This is a genomic window from Deltaproteobacteria bacterium (genome assembly GCA_020848905.1).
In the GTDB taxonomy this organism is placed as follows: Bacteria; Myxococcota_A; Polyangia.
In genome coordinates this window covers 73,598-85,284 of record JADLHG010000036.1, presented here as the reverse complement: position 1 = coordinate 85,284, position 11,687 = coordinate 73,598, and the positions used below count along the sequence as shown (strand labels likewise).

Below are 11,687 nucleotides of genomic sequence, written 5' to 3'. Positions count from 1 at the left end.
GCCGCGATCCATCCCGGCAGGCTGTGTCGCGCCTGCGCTCCGGTGCTCACAGCGCCACAAGGCTGCTCCGCTCCGGTGCTCGGCGCTCCTTGCCTGCCGGGCGCCTCGCGGCCAATGCGACCATGTTGCGTCGCGCCCTCGCAGGTGCGCCCGCTCTCGCTCCGCCCTTCTGGGGTCCTCTACACAGACCGCGCGAACTGCCCCACGCCCTCGCCGAGGCTGGCGCGGGTCTCGGGGTCGCTCCGGAGCTGGAGCTCGGTCGTGCTCCCGGGCGCCCACTGCCAGCGCGTGAAGTCCACCTCCTCGCCCGTCTCGTTCCAGCGGTAGCGCAGCGTGAAGGAGCGATAGATCTCCCGCTGCGCCTCGGAGAGCACCTCGAGCTCCTCGGCGCGGGCGAGCACGCCGTCGTAGATCTTGGCCGTGGCGGCGTCCACGAGCCCTCGCGTCGGGCCTTCTACCCCGTAGACGAACTCGTAGGGGATCGCGCCCAGGTGCTCGATCCGCTCGGCCTTGTAGTAGCGCTCCACGATCGCCGCCGCCTCGGCCACCAGCTCGGGGGGCGGGGTGTAGGCCTCCTCGAGCGCCGCCAGGTCCGTGGCCTGCAGCGTGAGCTGCCCGCGAAGCCCGAGGTGCGCCGCCCGCACCGCGCGCCGCCGCCGCGGCCCATCGGCCGGCTCCGGGTCGATCCCCTGCAGCGCATCCAGCTCGAGCGCGGTCGCGATCGCCACCACCGCTCCGGAGGTCTCCCATTGGTCCGCCGGCCCGAGGCTGTGGATGAGCCCCGTCACCTGCCGGCAACGCAAGGCCCAGCCGAAAACCCCCTCGAGCTCCTCGGGGCGCGTGAGCGAGAGCAGGATCGCGCCGTCGGCAAAGACCTCCGCCGCCGCTCGCAACCGCTCCTCCGTAATCGGGGCCCCGCCCGGACGTGCCTCGAGCACCAGGGTGCGCGAGAGCTGTCGCGCGAGGCCGAGCGCCCCGTGCGACGCGTCCGGGCTCAGCACGACCGAGGCCCCCTCCCCCACCGCCCGGAGTCGCGCGCGCATCTCGTCGTCCGGCGCCGTCTCACCCCGCAGGTCGAGCTGCAGCCCGCGAGCCGTGGGCCACGCCTTCGCCGGCCCGCCGACGCGCAGCGTGGCCCGCCGGTCCGCGAGTCGCTCCCTTGGTGCCGGCAACGTCCCCGGCACGAGCGGCAGCCCCTGCCCCGCGAGCCGCGAGAGCTCCTCCATCGAGAAGGGCCCCTCCGCGAACTGCGCCGCCCCCGCGTGCCGGCGCACCTTCAGCCGCGGCGCGGGGAAGGTCACCTGCCGGATCCCCGCAATGTGGTCGAGGTGGATCGACCACTTGCCGTCGAAGCCCATGACCACCGAGCGCTCCGCGTCGGCCTTGGCCCACTCGGCCGAGATGGCCGGCGTGATGGCGTCGATGGCGATCTGCCCGTTCGCGTGCGCCGCGCGCACCGTGGCCACCTTCGCGTAGCGCTGGTAGTCGAACTGCGCGTTCTGGTCCCAGCCCCTCGTCGCGGCCACGTAGTCCACGTGGCCGTAGACGAGCGCGATGGTGCGCGGGCTCGCCGCCGCGATAGCGTCGATCTGCGCCACGGCCAGCGGGTGCTCGATGAGGAGCTCCAGCTTCAGCCGCCCCACCTCGATCCCCCGCTCCAGCTCGATCGCCGTCAGCACGCGGTCGATGGCCACGATCTCGTCGGGGGTGCGCGACTTCGGGATCGTGAGCGCGTCCAGCTTCTCTCCGACGAGGCGCACCACCTCCAGGTAGTCCGCCGCCGCCGCGTCGGTGCGCACGTTGTTCGGTCGGAGCTTCAGCACCTTGCCCCCGAAGTCCAGGTGCCCGACCGACTCCACGAGCGCCCGCCGCGTCCCCGCGCTGCCGAGGTAGGCCTTGAGGAGCCTCTGCGTCGGCCGCTTCATCGCCTCGCGCAGCTCCTCCGCGCCGCGCTTGCGAAACTCGAGCCGCTCGACGAGGGTCTCGAGGTCCACCACCGCCGGGTCGAGCAGCGCCTGCGAGAGATTCGGTTGCTTGAGCCGCGACCGCGCCATCTGGAGCGCGGAGACGAGCGCCTTCTTCACGGCCGGCGAATCCCTCCGCACGCGCCGGATCAGCTCCACCGCGCGCGGACGCGCCTCCCGCCGCATGGTGGGAGAGACCGCATCCTCGAGGTCCATCAGCGCCGCGTTCACCGCCGGGTCGGCGGCGCTGTTCTCGGCGTCGCGCGGCCGCGTCACCGGAAAGACGTTGATGATCTTCTGCTGCAGGAGCTTGCGCGAGAGCGTCTCGTCGGCCGAGAGCTCCGCCTCCGCGTCGTCGGCGAGCGGCGCTTCCGCCTTCTCCACGCCGCCGAGGTAGAGCAGGCGCCCGGCCTGGTCCGTGACCTCCATGCCGATGCGCACCCGCCGTTCGGGGGCCTGCCCCTGAAGCTCCTCGACCACCGTTCGCACCAGGAGCGGCCCCGCCGAGAGCGGCTCCTCCGCGCGAAAGAGCGTGGCCAGGAGCAACGCGCGCCGCCGCTCGTCGAGCAGGAGCGCGTTCACCGCCGCCTCCACCGTGTCGGGGAGCGCCTTGCGGAGCTGCCTCCCCGCCCGCCCCGAGAGCGGCAATAGATCGAGCAGCGCCTGGCAGGTCGCCGCCCCCTCGAGCCCCCGCGCGAGATCGCCGTCGTCGATGCCGGCGCGACGTAAGCCCCGGCGAAATTCCGCCAGCGCCCGCCGCACGTCCCACAGGCGCGTTCCCGTGAGCACGAACCCCGGCACGAAGCTGGCCGAGGCGAAGCTCACCAGCTCGAGCCCCAGCGCCGCCGCGAAGGCCGCATCCCCGCCGCCAAAGATCGCCCGCGTGGCGCCGATGCGCGCGTCGTCGAGGGCAAAGGAGAACTCGCCGCTCTCACCCGGCGCGAACTCCGGCGCGGGACGCGGCGCGAAGGCCGTGACCTCCCGACCGTAGGCCGCGAGCTCCACGGCCTCGCCGGCGGGCTGGCTCTCCGCTCGTGGCGAGAGCCACGCCTCTCCGTCGAGGAGCAGGTCCCCCCAGCCGTTGAGCGCGGTGAAGCTCACGTGCAGCTCCCCGGGGCGCTGCGCGAGCACCTGGATCACCGGCCGCACCGCGTCCCCCACCTTCACCGGCTGCTTGAAGGAGAGGACCTCGGTGCGGGTCACCTCGAGGCTCGGCAGTCGCCTTCCGAGCTCCGCGAGGACGAGCCCCTGGCTGCCCACGCCGTGCAGGATCACGGTGCCGTACTGCGTGCGCCGCGCGTACTCCGCGTCCAGGTGGTAGCTGTTGCGGTCCCCGCTCGCCTGCGCCAGCGCACGGATGCGCACCTCGTCCACCGTCACCGGCTCGCCGACCCAGCAGCGCCCCGGCAGCGCATCGAGCGTCTCGACGCCCCCGAGCGTGCCGACCGACGCGATGCGGGTCGCCTCGGGGAGCTCTCCCTCGGCGCGCAGCTTCTCGAGCGCGTAGGCGCTCGCGTTCGCGCCGAGCTGCAGGAGGAGCTCCACCCCGCGATCGGGGAGCGTGGCCACCGTCTCGCCCCACCGCACCGCGCTCGTCACCGTGTCGAGGAGGTTCTGCCGCAGCGCGTGTTCGTCCTCGAGGAGGCGCCCCGGCTCGAGGGCCGACGCGATCGGCGTAGTGGGCGGATGGAGCGCGAGCCCCTCGACGAGGGCGCGGTACTCGGTCCAGGTCTTCACGTCGGCGGCGAGCCGCGGATCGTGCGCCACGCACGGGTTGTTCGAGACGAGGACCCGCGCCCCCGCCGCGCTCACCGCGGCCTCGAGCTGCGGCAGGTGGTCGAGCATCAGCCCCACCACGAACAGGGTGGGCGACTCGGAGATCACCACCCGTGCTCCGACGGCGTCGCAGATCGGCGCGAGCTTCTCCGCCGGGAGCTGCTCCACCACCGCCATGCGGAAGTGGCCCAGGTGATCCGAGGCGCGGGCCAGCGCCTGCGCCAGGCGGTACGAGACCCGCACCGCGTCCTCGAAGGCGAGCGTCCCCGAGACTGCGTAGGCCGCGAGCTCCCCCATGCTCTCCCCGAGCACCAGGCTCGGCGCGCCGTACGTGCGCGCGAAGGCGCGGGCCAGGGCCACGCTCACGGTCGTCTGCGCCGCCACGCTGAGCGGGAAATCCCCGCTCCAGCGAAAGCCCTCCGCCTGCTGCACGCGCTCGGCTTGTCCCGCCCCGATCATCAGCGCGCGGAGCGCCCCCTTCGGCACTCCTTCGAGCGCGAGCGCAGCCTCGGCACGCGCCAGGAGCTCCCTTCCCTCCTCCTCCAGCTCCAGGTCCGCCCCCATCCCCGGCCAGTGCGAGCCCCCCGTCGGAAAAACGAGCGCGGTCCGGCGCGGGTCCAGCTCCGGCGGCGGCTGCGGCGCGGCGGCCGGCGCCTGAGCCCGGGCCTCCTTGCGCTCGGTCTCCTTCTGCGTCTCCTTCTTGCGCAGGCTCGACCGCGCGAGCTTGCCGAAGTTGCTCTTGTCGAGGCTCTCCGTCAGCTCCACCAGCGTCGGGGCCTCGTGCGCCTCGAGCAGCCCCCGCGCCGCCTCCATCACGCTCTCCGCGGTGAGGTCCGCCCCCGCCTCGGGCACGACGAAGGCCTTCACGCGGTTCGTCTCGAGGTTCGGATCGAAGACGCCGATCACCGCCGCCTCGGCGACGCCCGGGATACCGAGCAGCGCCTGCTCCACCGTCTCGGGATAGACGTTCAGCTCGTTCACCGTGAACATGTCGTCGGCCCGGCCGCAGAAGACGAAGTAGCCGTCCGTGTCGATCTTGAAGATGTCGTCCTTCTGCCACCAGCCGCCCGGACGCTTGGCCTTCGCGTCGGCATCGGGCCGGTGCGCGTAGCCCTGCGCGAGGTGCGGCCCGCGGAGCTGGAGCAGACCGGGCACCCCCGGCGGCAGCACCGCTTCGGTCTCCGGGTGCACGATGCGCGCCTCGGCGTTCGGCACCGGGATCCCTTCCGTCCCGGCGCGGTTCGTGCGCCGCGGGTTCATCAGACTCGACGGCGTCTCGGTCGAGCCGTAGCCCGAGCAGGGGGTCACGCCGAAGCGGCTGCGCCAGGCCTCGGTCACCGCCGGGGTGAGCGTGTCCCCCGAGCTCGCAATGCGCTCGAGGGCGAGCCGCGCCGTCTCGGGGACGAGCCGCACGAGGGTCGCGAGGGCCGACCGCGAGGAGAAGAGGACCGTCGCCCCCTCCTGCACGAGCCCCTCGGCCACCGTGGAGAGGTAGCGCGGGCCAGTGTTCGGGACCACCACCGCGTCGGCGCCCGTCAGCACCGGCGTCAAAACGCCCGTGGCGAAGCCGTAGGTGTGCGTGAAGGGGAGCGTGGTGACCACGGCGTGCCGCTTCTGATCCCCGTCGGGGATCATCGAGAGGCCGCGCTGGAGCCCGAGCGCGAGGAGGCTCCGGTGCGTGTGCACGGCGGCCTTGCTCACCCCCGTGGTGGTGCCGCCCGTGTAGGGCCAGGCGAGCTGATCGCCCCCACCCACCCTCGGGCTGAGCGGGGCGTCCGAGACACCCGGCAGGAGCTTTCCGAGGAGCTCGACGCGCACCCGACCGCCGAGCGCGCGGGTCAGCTCCTCGACGCCGCTGCCGAGCGCCGTCTCGGCGGCGTCGGGCACGAAGTCCTCGACGCGGGCGAGCAGCACCGCGCGGAGCGACGGCACGAGCGGCAACGTCTCGGCGAACTTCCGACACGGGTCGAGCTTGCGCCGCCAGAGCGCGACGAACTCCCCCCGGTTCTCCTCGGGCAGGAGCTGCACGAGCGCCTGCAGCGCGACCTCCGCGTCCTCCGCGCCGAGCTTGCGCCGGGCCCGACGTAGCTCGCTCACCACTACCGGATCCTCGTCGAGCCCGCGCTCGCGCACCCAGCTCATCAGCCGCGCGTGATGGAGCTCGGCGTCGTCCACGTCCCCGCCCGGATCGAAGACCAGGAGCTTCACCTCGGCGTCGTTGAAGAAGCGGTCGGCGAGGTGGGCCTTGGTCGGGTCCAGGGGGACGAGCACCGCCCCGACGAGGGCTGCGGCCTGAAACGCGGCCACGTTGGCCAGCGTGTTGCTCGTCGAGACCGCCACCCGGTCTCCGACGACGACGCCCAGCTCGTCGAAGATGCGCGCCATGCGGTAGGCGTCCGGGCCGAGGAGCCGCGCGAAGGGGACGTCGGCCGACAGCGGCACGCGCCGCCCTGCCGCATCCACCCCCTCGGCGCGGTAGCGGAAGCACCGGTCGGGACGCCGCTCCGCCGCCTCGAGGAGCACCTCGGCCAGGTTCCGGTCGGGGATCGGGATCTCCGTCGGCACGCCCACGTCGTAGAGCAGGCGCCAGCGCGCGCGCCAGTAGCGCTCCAGCTCCGCCTCGGGGAGCGCGCCACGGGCCACCGCCGCCTCGAGCACGCGCAGATCCTCCTCGAGCCGGAAGGCCCCGGCGGGGTCCGCCACCTGCGTCCCCGCGACCGCCTGCTCGAGCGTCTCGAGGCGCGTCGCGAGCTCGGGGTCCGGCAGGTGCGCGTGCAGCCGCGCGGCCGCCGTCGGACCCGTCACGCGCAGCCCGTCGTAATCTCGCGCGAGCTGCCCGAAGGGGGTTCCCTCGTCGGGGAGCGCACCGAGCCCGAAGGGCCCGCGCAGGAGCGCGAGTCCTTCCGCGCGCGCCACCGGACGCACGCGCGCCCGAGCCGGCGCGAGAGCCTGCTCCAGCTCCACGAGCCGGCGGAGCACCGCCTGCGTCGAGCTCTCCGACGGTCGCGGCCGGAAGACCCACCCGAGGAGCGCGGGGAGCGTCGCCCCGAGCTCGAGAGCCGAGACCCGCGGCGTAGCCGTCGCCAGCCGCTCCGCCTCGAGGAGCGCCCGCGGCGTGCCGAGCTCCAGCTCGAGACCTACCACGCCGGACGGAAGGCCGAGCTCGCGCTCCAGCTCGAGGAGCTCGTCGTCGAGCCGGAATACCTGCTCGGGTCGCTCGACCTCCGCCACCACGTCGGTAACAGAGCTGCCGAGCGCCGCGACGAAGGCCCTGAGCTCATCGAGCGCCTGCGGGAGCTCGCGGGCCAGGCGCAACGTGACCGTTCCTCCCTCGGCGACGAAGGCACGCGCCCGCGCGAGACACGCCGCTCGGGCCTCGAGCAGCGCCTCGGTCGAGACGCGCGGCCGGCGGAGGTCCACCACCACCTCGCCCACGGCCTGCGCCTGTTGCCAATCGTCGCCCTCGCGCACGAGCGTGCCGAGCCTCCTCGGGCGATGGCGCGAGGGGGTCACGGACCGGCCCACGCAGCGCCGCTCTCGCTCGGCCACGAAGGGATCCTGCGCCACCACGGACGCCGCGCCCGCGACGGCCGTCTCGCTCGCCGCTGCCTGCGGCGCCGCCGCGGCGATCGCCGGCTCGGGGAAGCTCGGCTCGAGACTCCCGTCGAGCAGTCCCGTCACCCGCGCAAGCTGCAGTCGCACTCGCTCCGCCGCGTCGGGCGGAAGGAGGAGCTCCTGCAGCTGGACGCCGAGCTCACGCTGCACCGGCCGCCGGAGGTCCTTGTCGTATTGCGTGGCGAAGCGCAGCACCTCCTCGAGGCCTCGCGCGCTCACCGTGGCCGTCTCGGGGCGATAGAGCTCAGCCTCCCCGAGGAGCCGGTCCACCAGGCGAAAGAGGGCCGGGTTCATCCCGTCGGGCGTGAGCGTGCCGAAGCTCCGGTGGAGCTCCGCGAGCTCCATCTCGAGCACCATGAAGGTCTTCGAGGCGATGCGGCGCCCCGTGCCGTCGCCGAGCTCGAGGTCGAAGGACCCCCGCACGGGGTTTCCCTCGAGCGTGTCCGTGATGAGCGCCTCGGCCCGCCCGCGCAGCGCGGCGTCGGCCTGCGCCAGCCGGCTCGCCTGCCGCGCGAGACCCGCCGCCTCCTCGATCCACTGCCCGACGACGGCGTCCCCCTCGGCGCGAAAGGTGGGGTCCTCGAAGTGCACCGCCTCGTGGAGCAGCTCGCTGCGGAGGAGCACGTCGCGCGCGTCGGCGAGCTCCGGCGGTCCGTCGAGCAGCCCCGCGTTCACGAGCACCGCCCCGCGGGCCCCGGCCGCAAGCGGCGCCTGCGCCACGGTGGCTGCGTAGCTCTCGGCGTCGAGCGTGAGGACCAGCACGTGAAGCTGCGCGTAGGGGGCGAGCTTGCGGAAGTCGTTACTCTCCTCGGCGTTGTCCAGGTTCTCGAAGGCCTGGGGGTGCGGGGCGACGAGCCGGAACTCGAGCCCGCAGCGGCGCGCGAGAGTGAAGATCGGGCCGAGCTCCGGGTCATCCGCGCGCGCCATGAGCGCCGCATAGAGCGGGCCGTCGGCGTGTACCTCCGGCGGGGGGGGCGCCTCGGCCGCGGAGAGCCCCTTGAGCAGCGCCAGCACGTCCCCCCGCGACTTCTCGTAATTCTTCACGCCGCCGGTCTTGCCCATCGGCTGCGGCGCGAGACTCGGGCGCTTCCCCTCGGGGAGCGCGACCACCGCCACGGCCACCCCCGCGGCGTGCGACACCGAGACCGCCAGCTCCTCGGGCGAGACCCCGAGGCGCGCGGCCGCCGCGCTACCGAAGAGGAGACGCGGCGCCCCGTCCCGCTCGTGCGCGAGCCGGAGCTCGTGCGGCGCCACGAGCCCCGCCCCGAGACCGCTCCCGAGCGCCTTGAGCAGAGCCTCCTTCGCGGCCCACGCCGCCGCGAGGCTGGCCGACGGATCCCCGCGCCCCCGCGCGTAGGCGAGCTCCTCCGCCGCGAAGCTCTCCCGCAGCACTACCTCGGGGGCATCGCGAAAGGCGTCGATGGCGACGACGTCCACGCCGACCGCGCCGGCGTGCTCTGCGGTCAGCTGCGCGAGGGTCGAAAGGTCGCGGGGATCCATGGCTGCTCCTCGAGGGCTGCTCCTCGAGCCCTACAGAATGACGTTGTAGGGCCAGTTCTCGCGGAGCGCGAAGTCGGGCATCGCGTCCACCACGCTCTGCGCGAGCGCGGTAGCCTCCGCATCCAGGGCCCCGAGCGCCGCCGCGCGCAGGAGCGTCTGTAGGGCCTTGCCGAACATCGGCGGGTCGAGCATCTCGCCCTTGTGCAGGATCGCGCCGCCGATCAGCGCCTTGGCCTCCATCGCCTTGCGCAGGATGTCCATCTGGTCCTGCACCTGGTCCGGGGCGGGCACGAAGGCCGCCTTGCAGAGGGGGATGTGGTACGGGTGCACGACCTGCTTGCCCGTGAGCCCGAACTGCGCCTCGGCCTTGGCGTGCTCGTAGACCACGCGCGCCTGCTCGTCCCCTTCCGTCTCCAGCCAGCGCCGCACCTCGGCATCCTCCGTCAGGTCCGAGGGCATGAGCTTCTGGCCGACGAGCGGATCGACGCCGCCGATCACCCCCTTGCCGTGTAGTCGCGCCTCGAGCAGCAGCATGTCGCGCCAGACCCGGAGCTCCTCGAGCCAGTGCCGCGGGGTGATGTGCACGCCCATGGCCTTCGAGAAGTCGTGGATGCCGAAGACCACGTGGCAGACCGAGTCGTAGCCGAGAATCTGCTCCGCGATCTTCAGGCTCTTCGGGTGCTCGATGATCGGCTCCACGGCGAGCGGCGCGTTGATCTTCACGATCCACGACGAGAGCTCGCGGATCTCGGCGGCGCCGTACTCCTCGCCCGCCTTGGCCAGGATCACCACCTGGATATGGTCCTTGAGGTCCGAGACCAGCTCGAGGTCGCGCTCGTACTCGCTCGTGCGGAACTGGTTGATGCGCAGCGCGACCATCAGGTCCGGGCGGTCGAGCTTGGGGAGCACCTTGCGCAGCAGCGCGCGGCTCTCGGCCTTCCGCTGGCAGCCGTCCTCGAGGTCGAAGATGATCGTGTGCGCCTCGGTCGTCGCCCCCCAGCGCCAGAAGCGCGACTCGGCCTCCTCGATCTCCTCGTAGGCCCCCCGCTTGGGCACGAACTTGATCGGCGGGTAGTAGAGCTCGATGCCGGGCCAGCGCCCCCTCTCGTGCACCGACCCCGTGCCCGTGGTGTTCGTTCCGAAGCGCTGCCGGTGTGCGTGTGTGAAGACGATGCGTGACTGACCCACGTTGCCACCTTCCTTTGTTGTGGGCCGCGCACGCAATGGCACGGCCCAGCTAGTGGGGGCTGCTGGCGAAGGCCAACCGCCCACTCTGATGCAGGTTATTCCCGTCGCTGTCGACGGCCACGACCACCGGGAAGTCCTCGACCTCGAGCTCGCGGATCGCCTCGGTCCCGAGCTCCCCGTAGGCCAGCACCTTCACCGACCGGATGCAGCGCGACTGCACGTAGCCCGCGCCCCCGACGGCGATCATGTAGATCGTGCCCGTCTCCTTGATCGCCGCGACCACGGCCGCGCCGCGTTCGCTCTTGCCGATCGTCCCGGCGAGCCCCGTCTCGCGCAGGAGGCGCGGCGTGTAGGGGTCCATGCGGCTCGCGGTCGTCGGCCCCGCCGAGCCGACCACCTCGCCGGGGAGCGGATCCACGGGCCCCACGTAGTAGACGAGCTGCCCCGCGAGCTCCACCGGGAGGCGCTCGCCGCGGTCCAGCGTCTCGATCATCCGCTTGTGGGCCGCGTCGCGCGCGGTGAGGAGCTTGCCGGTGAGCAGGAGCCGCTGGCCCGCCTTGAGGGACTTGCGCGTCCTCTCGTCGAGCGGCAGCTTGATGCGGAGCACCGTATCGGCTCCCCCGTCGGCGTCGAGCCCCGCCAGGTACGGCGCCACGTCGGGCCTGGGAAAGCTCGTCACCGGCCCCGAGCCGTCGAGCACGGCGTCCAGGTGGTGCGCCTTGTTGCACTGCACGTTCACCGCCACCGGCAGACCCGCGATGTGCGTGGGCGCCGTCGTGAGCTTCACGTCCACCACGGCGGTGGTCCCGCCGAGCCCCTGCGGCCCGAGCCCGAGGGCGTTGACCGCCTCGAAGAGCTCGATGCGAAACTTCTCCTCGGCGGTCAGGGACTCCGGGTGCACCTTGGCCCGGTCGAGCAGGAGGTCCATGTCGAAGGGCTCGAGGAGCGCGCGCTTGGCCATGAGCGGCGCCTGCTCGAAGTTCCCCCCCACCGCCACCGAGATCGACCCCGGCGGGCACCAGTCGGCCCCGGCCTTGGCGATCCCGGCCACCACGAGCTCCCCGACGGCCTTGGTCCCTCCGCCCGGGTAGGGATACATGGTCATGAAGCTCTTGTTCTCGCTGCCGAAGCCCTTCTCCGCGACGTGCACGTGGATCGCGCGGCCGGGCACGAGGCGCGTGTGGAGCACCGCCGGCGTGTTGTCCTTGGTGTTCTTGCGGGCGAAGAGCGGGTCGCTGACCACGCTCGCGCGGAGCGTCTTGTAGCCCTTGGCGACGCCGCGGTTCACGGCCTCCTCGAGGCGCCCCCCCACGACCACGGCCTCCTGACCCAGGTCCACGAAGACCACCGCCTGCCCCGTGTCCTGGCAGGTGGGCCGCCGCGCCGCCGAGGCTGCCGCCGCGTTCTGCAGGATCAGACGATAGATCGCGCGGCCGCGCTCGCTCTCCTCGCGGTCGTGCCCGAAGCGCAGCGCCCGGAGCCAGTCCTCATTAATATGGTAGGCGGCGTGCTCGATCATCGCCGCGACGGTGGCCTCGATGTCGGCGGCGGCGATCGGCTGCAGGCCGAGTCGTGCGTAGGCGCTTCGTTCTTCTGTCGAGAACTCGAGTGCGGGGGAAACGCGGGGCTCGAATGCCATGGAGG

The 11,687-nt window shown here is 72.9% G+C and carries 3 protein-coding genes; all 3 read right to left on the bottom strand.

The genetic code is table 11. The annotated features are described in order from the left end of the window. Window positions 1-179: 179 nt before the first annotated feature. Window positions 180-8,855, bottom strand: coding sequence for an AMP-binding protein (locus tag IT371_15725; protein ID MCC6749110.1), 8,676 nt, complete (start codon window positions 8,853-8,855; stop codon window positions 180-182). A 30-nt stretch (window positions 8,856-8,885) separates the two neighbouring features. Next, window positions 8,886-9,968, bottom strand: coding sequence for an aldolase (locus IT371_15720; protein ID MCC6749109.1), 1,083 nt, complete (start codon window positions 9,966-9,968; stop codon window positions 8,886-8,888). Window positions 9,969-10,092: 124 nt separating this feature from the next. After that, window positions 10,093-11,682: a fumarate hydratase gene (locus IT371_15715; protein ID MCC6749108.1), complete on the bottom strand. Its 1,590-nt coding sequence runs from the start codon at window positions 11,680-11,682 to the stop codon at window positions 10,093-10,095. Window positions 11,683-11,687: the final 5 nt, after the last annotated feature.

What these genes read in the sequence shown, in the direction of transcription:
- IT371_15725 (MCC6749110.1), bottom strand. Translation starts at nt 8,855, where the DNA reads ATGGATCCCCGCGACCTTTCGACCCTCGCGCAGCTGACCGCAGAGCAC.
- IT371_15715 (MCC6749108.1), bottom strand. Translation starts at nt 11,682, where the DNA reads ATGGCATTCGAGCCCCGCGTTTCCCCCGCACTCGAGTTCTCGACAGAA.